Consider the following 19296-nt stretch of genomic DNA (forward strand, 5'->3'; position numbering starts at 1 on the left):
GTTTAAACTTCTTCATTTCTAAAGCAAGCCACTTCATGATCATTAACTAAACCTACAGCCTGCATAAAAGCATACATTACAGTAGAACCTACAAATTTAAAACCACGTGTATTTAAGTCTTTACTCAACGTATCCGAAATTGCCGTTGTAGTGGCTGCTTCTTTGTAATTTTCTACATTATTTTTTATGGGTTTATTATTTACAAAGCGCCATAAATAGTTGCTGAAACTTCCAAATTCCTCTTGAACTTCCATAAATAGCCTTGCATTAGTAACGGTGCCATTTACTTTTAGTTTATTTCTAACAATACCAGTATCTTGCAATAAACTATCAATTTTTGGTTGCTGATAGTTTGCTATCTTTTTATAGTTGAAATCATCAAAAGCATCTCTGAAATTTTCACGCTTTCGTAAAATAGTAATCCAACTTAACCCTGCCTGAAAAGTTTCCAATACTAAAAATTCAAAAAGAATCGCATCATCATAAACTGGAACACCCCATTCTTTGTCGTGATAGGCTTCGAATAAATCATCTCCAACACACCATCCGCATCTATGCTTTTTCATAAAAATAAAAATTGTAAGTTTTCAACTTAAAGATAGACATAGATATGATATAAATCATAAGTTAAGAAGGTGAAACTTATTATTTTTGACCATGCTATGTAATAAAGGTTACCATTAGCAATAAGATAAGACTGTACCTTTGTAGTAATATAAAATGAAATAAATTCTATGGAAACTTTGAATACAACTGACATTTCAGATATCATTAAAGCAAGTTTAAAAACGAGTTATACGTACCCTGATTATCGCGATTTGGTAATAAATTTGGTCGCTAATGAATCGACCACCGGTAACGACAAATCTGAAGACATGGTAGAATATACCAAGCTGAACGATAGACGTATGAAGCGCTGGGATAAAACGGTTAAATTATCGGAAGATACTTTAATGCGTATTTCTAATTTTAAAGGAAACGCTACCTGGATTGTTATTACAGAAAGTTGGTGTGGAGATGCTGCTCATGTGGTGCCTGCCATCCATAAAGTAGCCGAGCAAAGCGATCATATCGATTTAAAACTAGTGCTGCGTGATACGAATGAAGCGCTTATGAACCAATTTCTAACCAATGGCGGAAAATCTGTTCCTAAACTAATTATGATTGACACGGAAACGATTGAGGTTTTAAATACTTATGGGCCTCGACCAGCAGCTGCCAATAAATTAGTAGCTGATTATAAAGCGAAACATGGTGAAATAACAGCAGAGATTAAAGAAGATCTGCAAGTCTGGTACAACAACGATAAAGGTCAGAGTACTATTGAAGATTTACTTCAAATGTTAGGCGTTTAACGCTTGCCTTCAAAATAAAAAGTAATAGAGCCGAGTTGCGTTTTTTTAGAATTATCTATACTGAAACGCGACTCATTGGCATATTCAATAGCGTGTTCATGTAAGCAATCATTGTTGACAGAGGCAGCTTTGTTAATCGTTGATTTAGTAACAATTCCTTTATTATTTACGGCAATATTTACGACTACTTTTCCCCCTACATCGCACAGGTAAATTGGCGTTGGTAAATATTTATGCGTTCTCCCCACCAATGAATAATGCATGCTACTTTTGTTGTTAACCGATTGTGCGGCTAAATTTCCTTGCTGTTGTTTAAGCACGGCATTTGCCTCGTTATATGAGGTCATTAAATCTTCATTTATTTCAGAACTGAACCCTTCTCCTGTATCTTCACTCGTGGTTTCTTCTGTGGCAGTATCTGGCTTGGTATATTCGTAATCTTTAGGCGGAGCAATTGGCTGATAAGCTTGGCTGAATTTCTTATAGTCTTCGGTTTCGTTATAAGCTTTATTGGTTTCGGCTTTTTCAGTCTGTTCAGCTGCTATTTTCTCCAAGGTTTCGGCTTCTAATTCTTTTTCAGTTTTAGGTTCCATTACATAATAGCTTTCTGCAAGTTTTTCGCGGTGTTGCGTAATATGAAAGCCAAATAGCATCATTAAAACCGTTGCCGAAATCAGGGCTGTAAGAAGGATTGCTTTATGTTGATCTGAAATGTTCAATGTTTGTGAAATATCTTTTTTAATAGTTAAATATCAGATTAATATACAAAAAAAGTAGCTATTTAGTTGCTATGCTTTTAATAAATGCTTCTGGTGAAAGTGCTTTATCCACATGGAAATCACCAATTTTGGTTCGTCGCAAAACCGATAAATGACCACCAGAACTCAAGGCTTTTCCAAAATCGTGTGCTATGGAACGAATATAAGTTCCTTTCCCACAAACAATGCGAAAATCGATATTTAAGTCTTTAATTTTGGTGATTTCAAAAGTTGAAATATGAATCTTACGCGAATTAATTTCGACTTCTTCACCAGCACGTGCATATTCATAAAGACGTTTTCCTTCTTTTTTGAGAGCCGAAAAAACAGGTGGAAATTGATCGATATCACCAATAAACTGCTTGGTAGCTTCATGAATCATTGTTTCTGTAATATGCTCGGTTGGAAAAGTAGTATCTATTTCGGTCTCTAAATCATAAGACGGCGTAGTGCCGCCCAAAACAATCGTGCCGGTGTATTCCTTATCTTGACCTTGAAAGGAGTCTATTTGCTTGGTCATTTTCCCTGTACAAATAATAAGTAAACCTGTAGCCAAAGGATCTAAAGTGCCCGCATGGCCAACTTTTATTTTCTTAATATCAAAGGCGTTACGTATTTCCCATCGTAGCTTGTTAACGGCTTGAAAAGAGGTCCAGTTTAAAGGTTTGTCTATGAGTAAAACTTGTCCGGAAAGATAATCTTCAGCTGTTAGCATTTAGATAGTGGTTAGAGGGAAAATAAAGTAATGAATTACAAATAAAGCGATACCTACAACAATCCTATAATAACCGAAGATTTTAAATCCTTTTTTGCTTAAATAATCTATAAATGATTTAATAGCAATTAAAGAAACAATAAAAGCTATAACATTTCCAAGGATTAAATAATTGATTTGGTCGCTATTTAGTTCAAAACCTGCGTTGTAATAATCGAATAATTTTTTTGCTGTAGCACCGAACATGGTTGGTACAGCTAGAAAGAATGAAAATTCGGCAGCTGTTTTTCTATTCAGTTTTTGTGTCATACCACCTACAATAGATGCGCCACTTCTTGAGGTTCCTGGAATCATAGCCAAACATTGAAAAAATCCAATTTTTAAGGCAGTTGCATAACTTATTTCTGTGTGTGCTGTGGGATTTTTTTCGTCTTCTATTTCATTTGCTGCAAACCAATCATCTACTTTTAATAAGATAAAACCACCAATAATTAAGGAGGTAGCAACTATTAATGGGCTTTCTAAAAGACCATCAATTACATCGTTTAGTAGCAGGCCTAGAATAACTGCAGGAATAAAAGCCACTAATAATTTATAGTAAAAATCCATACTTTGAAAAAAGCGTTTCCAATATAAAACAACTACGGCTAAAATAGCACCCAGTTGAATAACAATAGTGAAAAGCTTGGTGAAATCGTCACTGGCAATTTTCATAAATGATGAAGCAATAATCATATGCCCTGTTGAAGATACTGGTAAGTACTCCGTAATACCTTCAATAATTGCGAGTATAATAGCGTCTAATAAATCCATGTAGAAAAGTAATCGATAGTTAGGCAGCAAACTCTATTTGTAAACAGAATTTGATTGTAAAAAAGGAATGTTTAAAGTTATTGATTTGAGCTTTTAGCTTTATTTGGGTTCAGTAAAATAGCGTAAATTTCGATGGCAAATCCTAACAGTACTAATGTTGGTGCCAAACGAATACGACGAAAGCTGAATATTTCGGGGTTAAAAAAATTGGGGTCGTCATGTCCACCACCCGACATAAGAATAAATCCTAGAGCAATACAGGCTAAACCTATTAGCATGAATTTATAGTTTTTTCTTCCGAAAACAAATTCGGTTTTTGTGTCTGATTTTTGTTTTTGTTCGCCCATAATTCGTAATTAATTTTCTGAAATTTTAAATCCAGATAAAAATTCTTTAAAAATAGTGTCATTGAAGTGCTAAGTGCAGCATGTTTTACCATACACACAGCTAATTTTTTCAATCTCTGCAAAGTAACTGAATTATTTAAAACTTTCACGTTAAGAGAATCGAAATTTAACTAGCCTTCAAAACCCGAATTTATATAATAAATTAAGCAAATGCTGAAGGCTAAAATAGTCGGGTTTAATGAGGTTTCTTTAATTTCTAAAAGTGCTTTTAATCCTTACTTTTTTAATAATATAACTGATCGGTTTTTAAATTCAAGAATCGTTGGGTTGCAATAAATGTGCTGATCCATGTAATAATTACGCCTAAAACAAATATGGTCATAAATAAAACACCCAATAGAATTCTGTTATTTAAAAGCTCTAATTCCGGGAAAGTTTTATCAATGTAATAAAGCACAATTGCCATACCTGTGATTGCTAAAACAGCGCCAATAACCCCTAGTCGAACACTTTTCCATACAAATGGACGTCTAATAAATTGTTTGGTAGCACCAACCATTTGCATGGTTTTAATGGTGAAACGTTTGGAGTAAATTGATAAACGAATTGAACTATTAATTAATAATACTGCAATAAGTGTAAATAAACCACTGATAACTAAAATCCAAAAGCTGATTTTTTTAACGTTGTCATTCATCAAATTAACTAGATCATTATCGTAACGGACTTCATCCACAAAGTTTTTGCTAAGTGCTTCTTGGGCAATAATATCTAATTGCTCTGCGGTGACAAAATCTGCTTTTACATGAACATCAATAGAGTTTTGTAGTGGATTAAAACCTAAAAAAGCCATAAAATCTTCGCCGTTTTCTGCTTTCATAGATTCGGCAGCCTGTTCTTTGGAAACAAATTCTGTCGATTTTACATAATCGGACATCGCTAGGCTTTTTTCTAACTGTTTTGTTTCAACGTCTTTGGCTGTATCTTTCAAGTAAATGGTAACAACTACCTGCTCTTTAAAATGATCAGATACTTTTTTTGCATTTAAAACAAGCATCCCCAACAAACCTAAAAGGAATAAAACCAACCCAATACTTAATACCACTGAAAAATAAGATGATATTAAACGGCGTTTTTGATAATTTTCAAAAGATGAACTCATAAATTTAGATACGTTAATGCTGTAAAAATATGAAAGAAATCCTATTCCTTTAGGATTACAACGTTTAAACTTTCAACATTGTTATAATAAGTTTAAATTTGCGCTCCTAAAAGGAATGATTGCTAGGATAAATACCAGGTAATTTGATGCCGAAATCCTTAAGCTTATTTGTTTAGGACCTTTAATATTTAGAACAATATAGATGCAATATAATTTTAACGACATAGAAGCCAAGTGGCAAAAGTATTGGGCAGAAAACGAAACGTTTAAAGCCGAAAATCAATCCGAAAAACCCAAGTATTATGTTTTGGATATGTTTCCGTATCCAAGTGGTGCTGGACTACATGTTGGACATCCGCTAGGTTATATTGCCAGCGATATATATGCGCGTTATAAACGTCATAAAGGTTTTAATGTATTGCATCCACAAGGTTATGATAGCTTTGGTTTACCGGCAGAGCAATACGCTATTCAAACGGGTCAGCATCCTGCGGTTACGACAGAAGAAAACATTAAAACCTACAGACGTCAGCTAGATCAAATAGGATTTTCATTTGATTGGAGTCGAGAAGTACGCACATCGGATCCTAGTTATTATAAATGGACACAGTGGATTTTTATTCAATTATTCGAGTCTTGGTATAATAATGATACGCAAAAAGCAGAAGCAATAGATACGTTGATTTCGAAATTTTCTTCGGAAGGAAATGCTACTGTTAACGCCGTTTGTGATGATCATATTGAAGCGTTTACTGCAGACGTGTGGAATAGCTTTTCATCAGGAAAACAACAAGAAATATTATTACAATATCGGTTAACTTATTTAGCAGAAACCGAAGTAAATTGGTGTCCGGGATTAGGAACCGTTTTAGCTAATGATGAAATTATTAATGGCGTTTCCGAACGCGGAAGTCACTCAGTTGTTAGAAAAAAAATGACCCAATGGTCTATGCGAATTTCTGCTTATGCGGAACGTTTACTCCAAGGCCTAGATACGATTGACTGGACGGATTCCTTAAAGGAAAGTCAGCGAAATTGGATTGGGAAATCGATAGGTTCTTCTGTTTCCTTTAAAATTATTGTTGAAAATAATAATTTTAAAGGAAACATCGAAGTTTTTACAACACGTCCTGATACCATTTTCGGTGTGAGTTTTATGACACTAGCACCAGAACACGAATTAGTGTCTGTAATTACTACGCCAGAACAAAAAGATGCAGTTGCCGCTTATATTGAAAAATCAGCAAAAAGAAGTGAGCGTGATCGTATGGCCGATGTAAAAACCATTTCTGGTGTATTTACCGGTGCTTATGCGGAGCATCCTTTTTCTAAAGAGCCAATTCCAATTTGGATTGGCGATTACGTCTTGGCAGGTTATGGAACTGGCGCAGTAATGTCTGTTCCTTGTGGTGATCAACGTGATTACGATTTTGCAAAACATTTTAATATTCCTATTCCTAATATTTTTGAAGGAGTAGATATTTCTGAAGAAGCTTTTTCAGATAAGGAGAAAACGGTTATTACTAATTCTGATTTTTAAATGGTTTCCCGTATAAAAAAGCTTCAAAACGTGCTATTTTCGAATTGGAAAAAATAGGCCAAGGCCAAGGAAAAACAAATTATCGCTTACGTGATGCAGTGTTTTCCAGACAACGTTATTGGGGCGAACCATTTCCTGTTTATTATGTAAATGGTATGCCGCAGATGATTGATAAAGAACATCTGCCAATTCGTTTACCAAATGTAGAAAAGTACTTGCCAACCGAAACTGGTGAGCCGCCTTTAGGTCGTGCTGATGTTTGGGCTTGGGACGCTGATAAAAATGAAGTGGTTAGCAATGAACTGATAGATAATAAAACGGTGTTTCCTCTAGAATTGAACACTATGCCAGGTTGGGCGGGAAGCTCTTGGTATTTCTTTAGATATATGGATGCGCAGAACGACTTGGACTTTGCAAGTGAAGATGCACTCAAATATTGGGAAAATGTCGATTTATATATTGGTGGTAGCGAGCATGCTACAGGTCATTTATTATACTCGCGTTTTTGGGTGAAGTTTATGAAAGATCGTGGTTTTGTTGAAATTGAAGAGCCTTTTAAAAAGCTGATAAACCAAGGGATGATTTTGGGCACAAGTGCTTATGTTTATAGGTTGAGCTATATGTTTCTTGATCCTAAAGTTGAGGAAGTAGTTGGGGCCAAACTATTAAAGAAATTACAAAATATTTTTATTTCGCATTCAGATTTTATTAGTAAAGGAGATTTAGCATCGGATAAAGACGCTTTAAAAGAACTTAAAAATACGCTTGCAGAAATTGCTGGTTTACCAAATGCTGATACACTAGAGAATTTAATAGTTGTACCACTACCTATTCATGTAAAAGTACAATATGTAAATGCGTCTGATGAATTGGATATTGAAGGTTTAAAAAATGACGGTGAATTTGGTTCAGATTATAAAGACGCGATTTTTATAGGAGAAAACGGCAAAGTTATTTCTTCTGAAAATGATTTAGGAGTGGCTTATAAAGTGGGTCGTGAGGTCGAAAAAATGTCTAAATCCAAATATAACGTTGTAAGTCCAGATAGTATTTGTCAGGATTACGGCGCAGATAGTTTAAGACTTTACGAAATGTTTTTAGGCCCATTAGAACAATATAAGCCATGGAATACAGCTGGTATTTCCGGTGTTCACGGTTTCCTTAAAAAACTATGGAAATTGTATGTTGATGATAATGGCATTAAAGTAACGGATTCTGAACCGACAAAAGATGCTTTAAAAACATTACATAAAACCATTAAAAAAGTAGAAGAAGATATTGAGAGTTTTTCATTCAATACATCTGTATCTACGTTTATGATTGCTGTTAACGAATTAACAGCCCAGAAATGTACAAGTCGTGCTATTTTAGAACCGCTTATTGTTTTAATGTCGCCGTATGCGCCGCATATTGCTGAAGAATTATGGAGTCAGTTGGGTTATGAAGAGTCTATTTCAATAACAGATTACCCAAAATTTGAAGCCAAGCATTTGGTGGAGAGCAGTAAAAATTATCCAATCTCCTTTAATGGTAAAATGCGTTTTACATTAGAGTTGCCTATGGATATGAGTAAAGAGGATATTGAGAAAGCCGTAATGGCTCACGAAAAAACAATAGCACAACTGGAAGGTCGTACGCCGAAAAAAGTGATTGTCGTTCCTGGGAAGATTGTAAATATAGTCGGGTAACATATTCCTGCGAAAGCAGGAATCTCATTATACTAAATGCCAAAGTTATTTACTCGTTAAATGTGTTTCACATTAGAATTATCAATGAATTTGAGTGAAATAGATATTAGAAAATGCGTTATGGCATATGAAAACACACAAGAACAGCTAGGAGACGCACACCTAAAAAGATAATCGTTGTTCCTGGGAAGATTTTAAATATCGTTGGTTAAGCACTCCTGCCTGCCTGTCGGCAGACAGGCAAGCAGGTATCTCATTATAAAAAAAGTCAAAATATTTTAATGATGCAATTTGTTTTAAGTAGGAGTTGCAACGAGAAATATGCAAAGAACACATCAAGAAAACTGTTTTGTCTCATAAAAAAGTGATTGCTGTTAAGTTGCAGGCAGAAACCTTTTAGGTTCAGCGAAAACAACCTTATTAAACATATTATTCACGTAAAAGGCTTCACAAATTAGTTGTGAAGCCTTTTTTTGATCAAAAGCTTCTATTAAAAAAAGTAGTGATTTTCTAAAAAATGAGTGTCTCGAGAATTCGGAAAACTGACATAATTTCTTAACATGTATTTGGCGCACTATTTGCTATATATTCTGTAAATTTACCCTTCAAATAAAGAAAACAAATGATTGGATATTATATATTAATTGGTGTTATAGCATTAGTAAGCTGGGCGGTAAGTAATCAATTAAAAAAGAAGTTTAAAAAGTATTCTCAAGTCCATTTAAAAAATGGGATGAGCGGAAAAGAGATAGCAGAAAAAATGCTTTCTGATAATGGTATTTATGATGTTGAGGTTATTTCTACACCCGGACAATTAACAGACCATTATAACCCAAAAAACAAAACAGTTAATTTAAGTGAATCGGTTTATAACCAACGAAATGCTGCTTCGGCTGCTGTGGCCGCTCACGAATGTGGTCATGCTGTGCAACATGCGCAAGCTTATAGTTGGTTAACTATGCGTTCAAAATTAGTGCCTGTGGTAAGTGTTTCATCGGGTATGTCTCAGTGGTTAATTATTGGTGGTTTAGTTCTTGGTGGTGCTGCAGGAATCGGAATTGGCTGGTGGGTTGCAGCTGCCGGAGTAACTATGATGGGTTTAGCAACGGTATTTAGTTTTATTACTTTGCCGGTAGAATACGACGCCAGCAACCGTGCATTAGCATGGTTAGAAAACAAACACTTGTTAACACGTGATGAACATGCTGCAGCAGAAGATGCTTTAAAATGGGCTGCCAGAACCTATTTGGTTGCGGCTATTGGTGCATTAGCATCATTGGCATATTGGGCTCTTCAAATTTTTGGAGGTCGCGATTAAAACAAAAATTAGTGTAATATTTAAAAGTCAGGTGTTATACATCTGACTTTTTTTATTTTTAAATTCAAACTACCATTCAGTTTTATTATACAAAATAAGTTTAAGTATAAATTTTTCTTGAGCACTTATCTGATTTTTATATTTTTTTTCCAAAAACACCTATGCATGTGTGCTAATTGATATCTTTATTTGTTTTGAGCACTTTTACTTCAAAATGTTCTCATAGAAGCATTCATTTTATAAATGATCCAGGGTTAAAAACGACTCTTCAAGTTAAACTTTATGTTTTAGCAAATCGCGCATAAGAATATGCTGCTGTTTCTAAAAAAATATAGCCTAATAATATTCGTAATTCATTGCAGATAAGGAGTATGTATTCGTGTTTCCTCCTGATCTTTTTGGTTTTTATTTAAGAGATTTATCTTTTCAGGAATATTTTTTTGTACATTTATAACTCACTAATCTTCTTAAAACCAAATATTTATGATTAAAAAACTACTTTTTACGGTGGCTCTAATTACAACGTATCAATTTGCTAGCGCTCAATTTGCGTTGGGAGACATTGCTTTTTCAGCTTATAATTCTGATTCAACAATAAAAGATGACGCTTTTACTTTTGTTGTATTAAGAGATGTTGTTGTCGGCGAACAAATTGTATTTGATGAAAACGGTTGGTTCTTTCAACTGGGGGGATTAAGAACTGGTGAGGGTGTTTTAACTTTTACTTTTGGAAATGCATACGCTGCAGGGACACAAATTATTATTTCGAGAATACCTTTTGAAGCAGTAGATCAAAATGGGGATAGTGCAGGAGCAGTAACTGGCACGGGTTTAGGTCTTGCAACAGGAGGAGATTCTATTTTTGCTTATAATGTTGGTGCAGTACTTACAACAACTGATGACTCTGGTTTCATTGCTGCTATTAATATGACTGGAGAATGGTCAACTAGTGGAAGTCTTTTAGGAAACACAACAACTACAGAAAAGCCTGATATTTTTACCGAAGGAATTAATGCAGTGTCTATCGAGTCTGAAATTGATAATGCACGAATTTCAGCCGCTAGTTGTGGAAGTTTTACCGATGTAGCCTCACTTAGAACGCTGCTTAATACAGCTGTAAACTGGGAAAGAGATGATGAGTTTCCCTATATGCAGTATCCAGTATTATGTGATATTTTGGCTACTTTAAATGTCGCCAATCATGCGTTTTTAGAAAACCAAATTACATTAGCGCCCAATCCTTCAAAAGGATTAATAACTATTAAAAGTTCTGGAGTGGTTTTCGATCAAGTCACCGTCAAAGATATTAATGGACGAACAATTAGTACTCAGAATTTTAACGGGACAACGACAATTACCAGTTTGGATTTAAGCTCATTACTATCTTCAGGTATGTATTTTATGACAATAACATCCAGTAGTAATTCAATAATTAAGAAAATTATTATTCAATAGGCAAATAGAAATAAAAAAAGCTCCTAAATAATTTAAGAGCTTTTTCAGTATTAGAAAATTTCTAAAAGAAAATTAATCTTCGTACTCTAATTCTTTGAAGGTACCGGACATGGTTGTTGTATGATTTCCATCCGGAGAGGTTGCAGTTGTATTAAATTTGCCAGAAATTAAACGATAACCAGGTTTTGTTGGATGTTCTCTGTTTTTAGTAATGGTAACATTCCCGTTAGAAGAGTAATAAGAGATTTGTGGCTGTTTTTGTCTTATTAAAATATAGTTTGTAAATTTATTTGAATCTACATTTCCCATTTCTTTAACCGTACCGCTTCCAAAACCACCAGTTCCATTTAAGAATAAAGTAATTAATTCACCTTGAGTATCTACAGTTTCGATATTTAAAGTGTTTCCATTTGTTCCTTTTGAAACGTCGTAAATGCCCAATGTAAAAGAGTACTCACTGTAATTACCTCCATTAATTACTGCTTGAAAAGTAGCATCTTGTGCAGGGGAATTATCATTACCATTATCGTCATCACTGCTGCAGGATAGCAAAATGTTAACAGAAAAGAAAATAAATGTAAATACACACAGTTTTTTCATAATATAAAATTTAGGTTACGTGTAAATAGTACCTTTTATTTTTTAGATACTAGATTTTGGGAGTTAATTTATTCTGGGAGCAAAATTAATACATTAAAGTTCTGGAAGTAATTAAAACCCCTTTTAAATTTAAATTTCAATCTGTCTATCAATTTGTTGGTTTAAAGAAATAAAGGTTTCTGTTCTAGAAACTCCTGCAATAGACTGAATTTCTTTATTCAGTAAATGCATTAAATGCTCATTATCTTTGCAAAGTATTTTTATAAAAACACTCCAATTACCCGTTGTATAATGACATTCCAAAACTTCTGGGATTTTCTGAAGCTGTTTTACAGCTTCGGGGTTACTCATGGCTTTATCCAAATAAATTCCAATAAAAGCCATGGTAGTATAGCCTAAAAATTTGGGGTTTATAACAAATTTAGAGCCTGATATAATACCCGATTTTTCAAGTTTTCGAAGGCGTTGATGAATAGCAGCTCCTGAAATACCTACTTCACGTGCAATTCCTAGAACCGGCGTTCTAGCATCCTTCATTAAGGAGCGCAAGATGGTTTTATCAATACCATCTATGGTTATTTCTTTGTCTTTTACTTTCATGGTTTAGTATTTCATGAGCGCTACTAAAATGCTATAAGTTTAATGGATTATAGCCTAAATATGGCACTTCCTTTTCGCTAAAAGCTATTCCGTATGTTTCTAATTCTTTTAAAATAGGTTCGTAAACCTCTCTTGTTATGGGCATTTGAACACCTGGCGTAACAATTTTTTTGTTTAAAATAGCAAGCGTTGCAATAGCAACCGGTAATCCAACTGTTTTGGACATGGCGGTGTAAGTTTGATCTTCGCCAAGAGTAACCATGGTTGAATCTATTTGGTGTTTTTTACCATCTAATTCATATCCGAATTTATGATACATAACAATCATGTCTTTATCTTCTGGAGATAAAGTCCAACTATCCATAAGTATTTTAAGAAGAATTTGAGCGGGTGTGGCTTTTTTCAATTCAACAGCTTTCTGGCCATTAAAAAGATCTAATTCCAAAAGTTTATCCCAAACCATATCATCTTGATCAATTTTTAAAGCATGTCTAAATTTCAGCTCAACAGAATCTGTTGGGCTGTATGGTAAAAATGCGTTTACAAAATCGCGGTAACTCATGTTTTCGCTATCATCCATCGTATAATTATCATCTGTCATTCCTAATTGAACAAACACATTCCAAGCACGACTAAAGCCAACGCGACGCATGGTTCCTCGATATAATGTACGTGCATGATCTAAACCATAAACAGATTGGTATTTTAACGAATCACGATTTGCATAACCTTCAAAACGGCCGTATCCTTCAACATCTAAAAATTCAGTTCTTCTAAATAGACGGTTGTAAGGAATGTATTTGTAAGTGCCTTCTTGTAAGAATTTTGCAGCGTCTCCTTGTCCAGCAACAACTACGTTTCTTGGGTTCCAAGTGAATTTATAATTCCATAAATTATTATCGCTTTCTGGAGCTACTAAACCACCTGTAAAGGATTCAAAAAGAATCATTTTACCGCCAGCATCGCGAATTCTATCAATAACATGCATGGCACTCATATGATCAATTCCTGGATCTACGCCAATTTCATTCATAAAAATTAAGCCTTTATTACGAGCAGCTTCATCAAGTTCTTGCATCTCTTTACTAATATAAGAAGCCGTTACCATATTTTTGTTAAAGGTGATGCAATCGCGGGCTACTTCAATATGGAAGCGAGCTGGTAACATAGATATAACAATATCACATTTTTGAATCGCGTTTTGGCGTGATTCCTTGTCGAAAACATCCAAAGTAATCGCCTCTGCATTTTCGTGATTGTCTATGAGTTTTTTGGCGTTGTCAAGATTTAAATCGCCAACAATGATTTTTAAATTCTCTTCTTTAGATTTCTCTAGTAAATATTTTATAAGGTAAGATGCGGATTTTCCGGCACCAATGAGCAATATCTTTCGCATAATGAATTATGTTGAGTATTTTTGTAGTCACGAAAGTAAGAAATAGTAAGTGTTTTATAAACGGAAATCATAAATAATATGGATAAGAAGATGTTAATTTTAGGTTCTTTTTTAGGGTTAACAGCTGTAATTTTGGGCGCATTTGGAGCACATGGCCTTAAGGCGTTAATTTTACCAGAGCAGATTACAACATTTGAAACAGGTGTACGTTATCAAATGTATCACGCCTTGTTTTTACTTGTTGTAGGAAGTCTTTCTTCAATAGATGAAAAAACCAAGAAGGTTGTTTTTTACTTGGTTCTTGGAGGTGTACTATTGTTTTCGGGCTCTATATATGGTTTGGCAACAAATAATTTAACAGGATTCAATTTTAAATCAGTAGGATTTATTACGCCAATAGGTGGCTTACTATTAATTATTTCTTGGTTCCTATTATTATTGAAGTTTTTAAAAAACAAACCTGAAATTTCTTGAAATTAAGTGCATAGGTTAAAATAATGTTTAATTTTGCAGTATAAACAACACAAATTATTATGATGGATCATACTCAAGCATCAAAAACAGTTTCATTAGAAGAATATGGAATTAAAAATGCTAAAGTTCAATATCAATTATCATCAGAACAACTACACAATCTAACAATTAAAAAAGGGCAAGGGGTTGAAGCATCTTCAGGTGCTTTAGCTGTAAACACAGGAGAGTTTACTGGACGTTCGCCAAAAGACCGCTTTATTGTTAAAGACGATGTTACTAAAGATCGTGTTTGGTGGGGAGATATTAATATCCCAATGAAATCTGATGCATTCGACAAATTATATAACAAAGTAACCGACTACTTATCGGATAAAGAAGTTTTTGTCAGAGACAGTTATGCTTGCGCTGATGATGAATACAGATTAAATATCCGCGTTATTACGGAATTTCCTTGGATCAATATGTTTGCGCATAATATGTTTTTAAGACCAGAGGAATCTGAACTTAAGGATTTTGATCCAGAATGGACTATTGTAAATGCACCGGGATTTATGGCAGACCCTGAAGTTGATGGTGTGCGTCAATCCAACTTTGCGATTTTAGATTTTACTCGAAAAATTGTGTTAATTGGTGGAACAGGATATACAGGTGAAGTTAAAAAAGGTATATTTTCTGCTTTAAACTTCATTTTACCAGTATTTAAAAATACCTTGCCAATGCACTGTAGTGCTAACGTTGGAGAGGATGGCGATACTGCTATTTTCTTCGGATTATCAGGAACAGGAAAGACTACTCTTTCTGCAGATCCTAATCGTAAATTAATTGGTGATGATGAACATGGTTGGACGAATGAAAATACCGTTTTCAATTTTGAAGGTGGTTGCTACGCGAAAGTAATTAATTTATCGGCAGAAAATGAGCCAGATATTTTTAACGCTATTAAGCCAGGCGCTATTCTTGAAAACGTTATTATAGACGAAAAAGGCGATGTGGATTTCGCGGACACTTCTATCACTCAGAATACGCGTGTTAGCTATCCAATTTATCATATAAACAACATTCAAGTACCATCAACAGGTAAGAATCCTAAAAACATTTTCTTTTTAACAGCTGATGCTTTTGGTGTGTTACCTCCAATTTCAAAATTAACGCCAGGGCAAGCGGCTTATCATTTTATTTCTGGCTATACGGCTAAAGTCGCTGGAACGGAAGCAGGTATTGACGAGCCATTACCAAGTTTTTCAGCGTGTTTCGGTGCACCTTTTATGCCGTTGCACCCAACTAAATATGCAGAAATGTTAAGTAATAAAATGCAAGAATCTGGTGTAAATGTTTGGCTGGTAAATACGGGTTGGACCGGTGGTCCTTATGGCGTAGGAACACGAATGAAATTAAAATACACGCGCGCAATGATTACTGCCGCAATGGATGGTAGTTTAGAGGCTGCTAATAAAGATAGTTATCATGAGCATTCTGTTTTTGGCGTGTTGCAACCACATACATGTCCAAATGTGCCTTCGGAAGTATTAAGTCCGAGAGCAACATGGAATAATGACGAAGGTTATTATAAGACAGCTTACAAATTAGCCGATTCATTTAAAGCAAACTTCAAGAAATATGAGGAGTATGCAAACGATGATATCATGTCTGGAGCTCCAAAAGTAAAGTTGTAACCCATTGCAAGCCAATTGATTTGGTTTAAAAAAGTTTCTCTTTTACTTGTTTGAAAAGGTTTAAAATTGTAGTTTTAATAAAACTAATTTTTTAAACCTTTTTTTTATGAAAAAAACTACATTTTTATTACTCGCAATTTTTACTGCTTTTCAATCATGGACGTTCGCGCAATGTCCTGGCACTCCAGATCCTGGATATACCTGTGTTCCTGATGTAGCATTTGAACAAGCTTTAATTACTTATAATTATGACAGTCTAGGTGTTTTAGATGGGCAAATTTTAACCGCTGATGCAATAGCGGTAACAGGCACATTTGGCTTTTCTAATAAAGGTATTGCTGATTTAACTGGATTAGAAGCTTTTGTTAACCTTGAAGAACTTAATTTATCATATAATACGGGTATTACTACTTTGGATCTATCCGCTAATGTAAATTTGGTTGAGCTTAATTTAGAAGGGTGTTCTGGTTTGAGTAGCTTAAACGTTACAGGACTGACTTTTTTGGAGGAGATTAATGTTTATGATACTGCTTTAACTACGGTAGATTTATTGACGAATACAGGACTCTTGACATTCAATGCTCGAAATGCGTCACTTCAATCTATTGATTTTTCCGGTAATACATTACTATCCAATGTTAATGTAAGAAATAATGCTTTGCTGTTTATTGATATGAGAAACGGCAATAATGCAAATACGGTTTTCAGGGCTGATAATAATGTTGGGCCTGGTTGTATAATTGTAGATGATGAAACTGAATCTAATTTAGTTTCTTGGAACCTCGGTGAATTGACTTTGTATGAAACCGAAGGAGCTTGTCCAACTTTTAGTACCGGAAAAACAAACGTAGTCGCATTTTCAATTTATCCTAATCCGGCCTCTGGTTCAATAAATATATCTTCCAACTTAAATCAAAAAACGAAGTTAGCGGTTTACAACATTACCGGCAAGCTAGTATTATCTAACACCATCTCCTTTGGTGAAAACCGATTAAATATTTCATCATTATCGTCCGGAGTGTATTTAATGCGGGTTTCTACACCAGCTAAAACAATTACAAAAAAGCTCATTATAAAATAGGTTTTAAAAAGAACATAAAAAAACCCAATTGAAAATTCAATTGAGCTTTTTTAGGTATAAAATATTTCCTATTTCTTTTTATTTGCTTCTTTTATATACTTGTCTAAAGCCATAGTCATAGATGGCGTCTCAGGCGTGGGAGCAGAAATATCCACACGTAAACCATGCTCTTCAACTGCTTTAATTGTTGTGTTTCCAAAAACAGCTATCCGTGTATTTTTTTGTTCAAAATCCGGGAAGTTATGAAATAAAGATTCAATTCCTGAAGGACTAAAAAACACTAAAATATCATAGGATACGTTAGCTAAATCTGATAAATCGCTAATAACTGTTTTGTAAAAAATAGCCTCTTTCCATTCCACGTTTAAAGCGTTTAAGGTTTCAGGAACTTCAGGCTTCAATTTATCCGTAGTTGGTAATAAAAAAGATTCGCCTTTGTATTTTTTAATTAAAGGTGATAAATCAGCGAAATTTCGTTTTCCTACATAAATTTTTCGTTTTCTGTATACTACATATTTTTGAAGATAATAAGCAACAGCTTCAGACTGGCAGAAATATTTCATACTATCAGGTACCTTAAAACGCATTTCATCAGCCACTCTAAAAAAATGATCTACAGCATTTCTACTGGTCAAAATTATAGCTGTAAATTTATTTAAGTCAACTTTTTGTTGTCTAATTTCTTTTGCATCAACGCCTTCTACATGTATAAACGGTCTAAAGTCAATTTTTACCTTTTGCTTTTCCTGGAGATCAAAGTATGGCGAATTTTCTATTTTAGGTTCCGGTTGAGATACTAAAATTGTTTTCACTTTCATAGGATATTTCTTTAATTTGAAGCACTAAACATTTATAGCCATTTGGTATAAAATGATGTATGGTGCTATTTCAAGTGTGCAAAGATACAAAATAAAATAAAACATGTTCTCTTTAATAAGATTATGATAAGTCTTAATCGTTGTTATAATGCCAATTACAAAGACTATTAAAATAATACTCCATGTAGCGTATATGATAGCTTTAGATGCTAAATCGCCATAAATTACAATAGCATTTAGAGGCATTAGAATTAGGCCTATAAAGTTTTTATAACTTGTTTTCTGAAACAGGTAATTTTCGATAATAAAATCGATGTCAAAAACACTTCCTATAAGTCTCTCTATTAGTGTCTTCATGATTAGGTAGATGGCGGTTATAGCTATCAGTTTTAATAATACAATACCTGACATGTCTAAATCCGGAGAAATCTGATTAAAGGTAATAAAGCCAAAGATGGTAACGGCAAGAGCGAAGTTTAAGAATAATAAGCTGTCAAAAACATCAAAAAATTTCTGATCTTTTGAATAGATTTTAAGGTATTTAGAATTACCTAAAACCAACACGAAATCTTGAAAACGTTTGGTGAAAAGAACCTTTGTAATTGTTATGAGAATAAAGCCTACAACAATTAAAATGGTAAATAAGTCGTTTGAAATGTAATTACGAAGCATGATGTAAAATTATTATAATTTATTGTACTTGTATCTACTATTTTAAGTAATATTTAAAAAAAACTATCTTTTAAATAGTTTACATTTGCTAAAAATTACGCTTTGTCATGTCAGACACTATTGTCATAATCCCCACTTTTAACGAAATTGAGAATATTGAGGCCATTATTAGGGCTGTCTTTTCTCAAGATAAATTGTTTCATGTGCTTGTAGTTGATGATAATTCACCCGATTTAACAGCCCAGAAAGTTAAAGAATTACAAAGAGAATTTCCAGAACAGTTGTATCTTTTAGAGCGTGAAGAAAAAACAGGTTTGGGTACGGCTTATATTGCCGGATTTAAATGGTGTTTGAAACGAGATTATTCGTACATTTTTGAAATGGATGCTGATTTTTCACACAATCCAAACGATTTAATTCGGTTGTATAATGCATGTCATACAGAAAACGCAGATGTTGCTGTAGGATCCCGTTATATAACAGGGGTTAATGTGGTTAATTGGCCTATGAGTCGGATATTATTGTCCTATTTTGCGTCAAAATATGTGCGATTTGTAACGCGAATGAAAATTCACGATACCACAGCCGGTTTTGTATGTTATAAACGGCATGTATTAGAAAACATTGATTTGAAAGCTATAAAGTTTGTAGGTTATGCTTTTCAAATTGAAATGAAGTTCAAAGCTTATTTAAAGGAATTTACCATTGTTGAGGTTCCCGTTATTTTTACGGATAGATCTAAAGGGAAATCTAAAATGAGTGGCGGTATAATTTCAGAAGCTATTTTAGGTGTTATAAGTATGAAGATTAACAGCTTTTTTAAAAAATAAT

The 19296-nt window shown here is 34.0% G+C and carries 18 protein-coding genes and 1 pseudogene; 8 read left to right on the forward strand and 11 right to left on the reverse strand.

The genetic code is table 11. The features are described 5' to 3' along the window. Nucleotides 1-2: 2 nt before the first annotated feature. Nucleotides 3-566 (reverse strand): DNA-3-methyladenine glycosylase I, encoded by a 564-nt coding sequence (locus tag BZARG_RS14505; RefSeq protein WP_008639653.1) that lies wholly within the window; start codon nucleotides 564-566, stop codon nucleotides 3-5. A 168-nt stretch (nucleotides 567-734) separates the two neighbouring features. Between BZARG_RS14505 and BZARG_RS14510 the strand changes: the two genes are divergently transcribed. After that, a complete protein-coding gene (locus BZARG_RS14510; protein ID WP_008639489.1) occupies nucleotides 735-1355 on the forward strand; it encodes a thioredoxin family protein in 621 nt (206 codons plus the stop codon). Here the strand turns inward: BZARG_RS14510 and BZARG_RS14515 are convergent. The 5 genes from BZARG_RS14515 to BZARG_RS14535 all read right to left on the reverse strand — a co-directional run bounded on the left by BZARG_RS14515 (nucleotide 1352) and on the right by BZARG_RS14535 (nucleotide 5150). Beyond that, nucleotides 1352-2074, reverse strand: coding sequence for a hypothetical protein (locus BZARG_RS14515; RefSeq protein WP_008639462.1), 723 nt, complete (start codon nucleotides 2072-2074; stop codon nucleotides 1352-1354). The two genes, BZARG_RS14510 and BZARG_RS14515, sit on opposite strands and share 4 nt — an antisense overlap. A gap of 58 nt (nucleotides 2075-2132) precedes the next feature. After that, the gene (gene truB, locus BZARG_RS14520; protein WP_008639527.1) at nucleotides 2133-2828 is read right to left on the reverse strand and encodes a tRNA pseudouridine(55) synthase TruB; all 696 of its coding nucleotides are present in this window, start codon (nucleotides 2826-2828) and stop codon (nucleotides 2133-2135) included. Next, nucleotides 2829-3641, reverse strand: a complete 813-nt coding sequence (locus BZARG_RS14525) for an undecaprenyl-diphosphate phosphatase (protein ID WP_008639635.1) — start codon at nucleotides 3639-3641, stop codon at nucleotides 2829-2831. A gap of 77 nt (nucleotides 3642-3718) precedes the next feature. Further along, nucleotides 3719-3988, reverse strand: a complete 270-nt coding sequence (locus tag BZARG_RS14530; protein ID WP_040288913.1) for a DUF3098 domain-containing protein — start codon at nucleotides 3986-3988, stop codon at nucleotides 3719-3721. A gap of 283 nt (nucleotides 3989-4271) precedes the next feature. Continuing rightward, entirely contained in the window at nucleotides 4272-5150 is an 879-nt protein-coding gene (locus BZARG_RS14535) for a cell division protein FtsX (RefSeq protein ID WP_008639611.1), read from the reverse strand. A gap of 202 nt (nucleotides 5151-5352) precedes the next feature. On the opposite strand from BZARG_RS14535, the pseudogene BZARG_RS16175 reads away from it, so the two are divergent. The 3 genes and pseudogenes from BZARG_RS16175 to BZARG_RS14550 all read left to right on the forward strand — a co-directional run bounded on the left by BZARG_RS16175 (nucleotide 5353) and on the right by BZARG_RS14550 (nucleotide 11151). Then, nucleotides 5353-8378, forward strand: a pseudogene (locus BZARG_RS16175) (leucine--tRNA ligase). A 622-nt stretch (nucleotides 8379-9000) separates the two neighbouring features. Next, nucleotides 9001-9696, forward strand: coding sequence for a zinc metallopeptidase (locus BZARG_RS14545; RefSeq protein ID WP_008639657.1), 696 nt, complete (start codon nucleotides 9001-9003; stop codon nucleotides 9694-9696). A 483-nt stretch (nucleotides 9697-10179) separates the two neighbouring features. After that, nucleotides 10180-11151 carry a T9SS type A sorting domain-containing protein gene (locus BZARG_RS14550; protein ID WP_008639457.1) on the forward strand — a complete coding sequence of 324 codons (972 nt, stop codon included), beginning with the start codon at nucleotides 10180-10182 and terminating at the stop codon, nucleotides 11149-11151. Nucleotides 11152-11223: 72 nt separating this feature from the next. Here the strand turns inward: BZARG_RS14550 and BZARG_RS14555 are convergent, their stop codons facing one another. The 3 genes from BZARG_RS14555 to BZARG_RS14565 form a co-directional block, all read right to left on the reverse strand. Further along, on the reverse strand, nucleotides 11224-11751 hold the full coding sequence (locus tag BZARG_RS14555; RefSeq protein ID WP_008639736.1) for a hypothetical protein: 528 nt from the start codon (nucleotides 11749-11751) through the stop codon (nucleotides 11224-11226). Nucleotides 11752-11880: 129 nt separating this feature from the next. Further along, a complete protein-coding gene (locus BZARG_RS14560) occupies nucleotides 11881-12351 on the reverse strand; it encodes an Lrp/AsnC ligand binding domain-containing protein (RefSeq protein ID WP_008639723.1) in 471 nt (156 codons plus the stop codon). Between the two features lie 31 nt (nucleotides 12352-12382). Then, entirely contained in the window at nucleotides 12383-13747 is a 1365-nt protein-coding gene (locus BZARG_RS14565; RefSeq protein WP_008639439.1) for a saccharopine dehydrogenase family protein, read from the reverse strand. Nucleotides 13748-13825: 78 nt separating this feature from the next. On the opposite strand from BZARG_RS14565, the gene BZARG_RS14570 reads away from it, so the two are divergent. The 3 genes from BZARG_RS14570 (at nucleotide 13826) to BZARG_RS14580 (ending at nucleotide 16975) form a co-directional block, all read left to right on the forward strand. Next, on the forward strand, nucleotides 13826-14221 hold the full coding sequence (locus BZARG_RS14570) for a DUF423 domain-containing protein (protein ID WP_008639538.1): 396 nt from the start codon (nucleotides 13826-13828) through the stop codon (nucleotides 14219-14221). A 59-nt stretch (nucleotides 14222-14280) separates the two neighbouring features. Continuing rightward, a complete protein-coding gene (gene pckA, locus BZARG_RS14575; protein ID WP_008639440.1) occupies nucleotides 14281-15894 on the forward strand; it encodes a phosphoenolpyruvate carboxykinase (ATP) in 1614 nt (537 codons plus the stop codon). A 106-nt stretch (nucleotides 15895-16000) separates the two neighbouring features. Further along, nucleotides 16001-16975: a T9SS type A sorting domain-containing protein gene (locus tag BZARG_RS14580; RefSeq protein WP_008639632.1), complete on the forward strand. Its 975-nt coding sequence runs from the start codon at nucleotides 16001-16003 to the stop codon at nucleotides 16973-16975. Nucleotides 16976-17043: 68 nt separating this feature from the next. On the opposite strand, the gene BZARG_RS14585 is transcribed toward BZARG_RS14580, so the two are convergent. Both BZARG_RS14585 and BZARG_RS14590 read right to left on the reverse strand, forming a co-directional pair. Then, entirely contained in the window at nucleotides 17044-17793 is a 750-nt protein-coding gene (locus tag BZARG_RS14585; RefSeq protein WP_008639574.1) for a uroporphyrinogen-III synthase, read from the reverse strand. A 24-nt stretch (nucleotides 17794-17817) separates the two neighbouring features. Next, complete coding sequence (locus BZARG_RS14590) at nucleotides 17818-18465, reverse strand: DUF4271 domain-containing protein (protein WP_008639771.1); 648 nt, start codon at nucleotides 18463-18465, stop codon at nucleotides 17818-17820. 107 nt (nucleotides 18466-18572) lie between these two features. Between BZARG_RS14590 and BZARG_RS14595 the strand changes: the two genes are divergently transcribed. Then, nucleotides 18573-19295, forward strand: a complete 723-nt coding sequence (locus tag BZARG_RS14595) for a polyprenol monophosphomannose synthase (protein WP_008639469.1) — start codon at nucleotides 18573-18575, stop codon at nucleotides 19293-19295. Nucleotide 19296: the final 1 nt, after the last annotated feature.

The organism is Bizionia argentinensis JUB59, assembly GCF_000224335.1.
GTDB classification, from domain to species: Bacteria; Bacteroidota; Bacteroidia; order Flavobacteriales; family Flavobacteriaceae; genus Algorimicrobium; species Algorimicrobium argentinense.

What these genes read in the sequence shown, in the direction of transcription:
- BZARG_RS14525 (WP_008639635.1), bottom strand. Translation starts at nt 3,641, where the DNA reads ATGGATTTATTAGACGCTATTATACTCGCAATTATTGAAGGTATTACG.
- pckA (WP_008639440.1), top strand. Translation starts at nt 14,281, where the DNA reads ATGATGGATCATACTCAAGCATCAAAAACAGTTTCATTAGAAGAATAT.
- BZARG_RS14570 (WP_008639538.1), top strand. Translation starts at nt 13,826, where the DNA reads ATGGATAAGAAGATGTTAATTTTAGGTTCTTTTTTAGGGTTAACAGCT.
- BZARG_RS14550 (WP_008639457.1), top strand. Translation starts at nt 10,180, where the DNA reads ATGATTAAAAAACTACTTTTTACGGTGGCTCTAATTACAACGTATCAA.
- BZARG_RS14595 (WP_008639469.1), top strand. Translation starts at nt 18,573, where the DNA reads ATGTCAGACACTATTGTCATAATCCCCACTTTTAACGAAATTGAGAAT.
- BZARG_RS14560 (WP_008639723.1), bottom strand. Translation starts at nt 12,351, where the DNA reads ATGAAAGTAAAAGACAAAGAAATAACCATAGATGGTATTGATAAAACC.
- truB (WP_008639527.1), bottom strand. Translation starts at nt 2,828, where the DNA reads ATGCTAACAGCTGAAGATTATCTTTCCGGACAAGTTTTACTCATAGAC.
- BZARG_RS14535 (WP_008639611.1), bottom strand. Translation starts at nt 5,150, where the DNA reads ATGAGTTCATCTTTTGAAAATTATCAAAAACGCCGTTTAATATCATCT.
- BZARG_RS14555 (WP_008639736.1), bottom strand. Translation starts at nt 11,751, where the DNA reads ATGAAAAAACTGTGTGTATTTACATTTATTTTCTTTTCTGTTAACATT.
- BZARG_RS14580 (WP_008639632.1), top strand. Translation starts at nt 16,001, where the DNA reads ATGAAAAAAACTACATTTTTATTACTCGCAATTTTTACTGCTTTTCAA.
- BZARG_RS14565 (WP_008639439.1), bottom strand. Translation starts at nt 13,747, where the DNA reads ATGCGAAAGATATTGCTCATTGGTGCCGGAAAATCCGCATCTTACCTT.
- BZARG_RS14585 (WP_008639574.1), bottom strand. Translation starts at nt 17,793, where the DNA reads ATGAAAGTGAAAACAATTTTAGTATCTCAACCGGAACCTAAAATAGAA.
- BZARG_RS14510 (WP_008639489.1), top strand. Translation starts at nt 735, where the DNA reads ATGGAAACTTTGAATACAACTGACATTTCAGATATCATTAAAGCAAGT.
- BZARG_RS14590 (WP_008639771.1), bottom strand. Translation starts at nt 18,465, where the DNA reads ATGCTTCGTAATTACATTTCAAACGACTTATTTACCATTTTAATTGTT.
- BZARG_RS14505 (WP_008639653.1), bottom strand. Translation starts at nt 566, where the DNA reads ATGAAAAAGCATAGATGCGGATGGTGTGTTGGAGATGATTTATTCGAA.
- BZARG_RS14545 (WP_008639657.1), top strand. Translation starts at nt 9,001, where the DNA reads ATGATTGGATATTATATATTAATTGGTGTTATAGCATTAGTAAGCTGG.
- BZARG_RS14530 (WP_040288913.1), bottom strand. Translation starts at nt 3,988, where the DNA reads ATGGGCGAACAAAAACAAAAATCAGACACAAAAACCGAATTTGTTTTC.